At 54.0% G+C, this 1,019-nt stretch carries 1 protein-coding gene; it reads left to right on the top strand.

Annotated features, from left to right (window positions below):
• Positions 1-276 precede the first annotated feature (276 nt).
• Positions 277-864: a COX15/CtaA family protein gene (locus KGL31_08660; GenBank protein ID MDE2321968.1), complete on the top strand. Its 588-nt coding sequence runs from the start codon at positions 277-279 to the stop codon at positions 862-864.
• Positions 865-1,019: the final 155 nt, after the last annotated feature.

The raw sequence follows: 1,019 nt of genomic DNA, 5'->3' as shown, positions 1-1,019 counted from the left end.
TTGCATGCTGTCCCTCCCGGTCCTCGTGTGACCGCCGCGTTTACGCAGCAATTCAGGCCTGTTCACCTTCGCCCCGTCAACAGCTCCTTGCCATCACTTCGGCGTTTTTATATAGCACATCCGAAGAGGCAACACAATGACTGAGACATCATTTTTTTAGGGTGCGTCGAGCGGTCTACAGCCGGAGGTGGCGCAAGGGGATACCCGTTTTTCATTGACTTCGCTTCGCGGCTCGGCTAGATAACGTAGTCTATGCTGAATCATAGCGAGAGGTCAATGACCCATACCCGTGCACGAGTTCACAACCCCTGGCCCCATCGATTCGCCCTGGCGACCGCGACATCAACGTTGTTGTTGATCTTTGTAGGCGGCCTGGTTACGAACACCGGAGCGGGTCTGGCCGTGCCCGATTGGCCGACCACGTTCGGGCATAACATGTTTCTGTACCCGTGGTCGCACATGGTGGGGGGGATCTTCTACGAACACAGTCATCGGCTGATCGGATCTACCGTAGGACTACTCACCCTGGGTTTGGCCCTGGTGCTGTGGTTGAAAGAGTCGGGAAGATCGGCCCGGTGGCTCGGAGTTGTTGCCGTCGGTGCGGTCATCATTCAGGGAGTGCTTGGCGGCCTTCGGGTGATTCTGGTGTCGGCTGGAAGCGAACTCGCCCTTATCCATGGTCTGGTTGCCCAAGCCTTTTTTGCCCTCACAGTTAGCGTGGTAGTATTGACGACTGCTGAGTGGAAACACAGGCCCAGGATGGTCGTAGTTGCTGATGCCGACCTTGCTTGTATCCTAAGCCATCGAATTGTTCATCAAGTCGGGTGTATTCAATCGAGACGTCATTTGTATCAGGTTGGTTGAGGTCATCGATTGCTTTCCAAGCACTATGAGTCAGGAGAGCTTTCCCATCTGGTCGCCAGCTATACTGAGTTATATTCTGTTTGAGGTTACTTACCTGCTGAGTTTCTCCGCCTGCGAGCGGTAGCAAATATATCTGTGTTGTTCCGTTTCGATCA

Source organism: Candidatus Methylomirabilota bacterium (genome assembly GCA_028870115.1).
Taxonomy (GTDB): Bacteria; Methylomirabilota; Methylomirabilia; order Methylomirabilales; family Methylomirabilaceae; genus Methylomirabilis.
This window is presented reverse-complemented; position numbering and strand designations above follow the sequence as displayed.

Excerpts from the sequence above, each read along its gene's own strand:
- KGL31_08660 (MDE2321968.1), top strand. The coding sequence starts at position 277 with ATGACCCATACCCGTGCACGAGTTCACAACCCCTGGCCCCATCGATTC.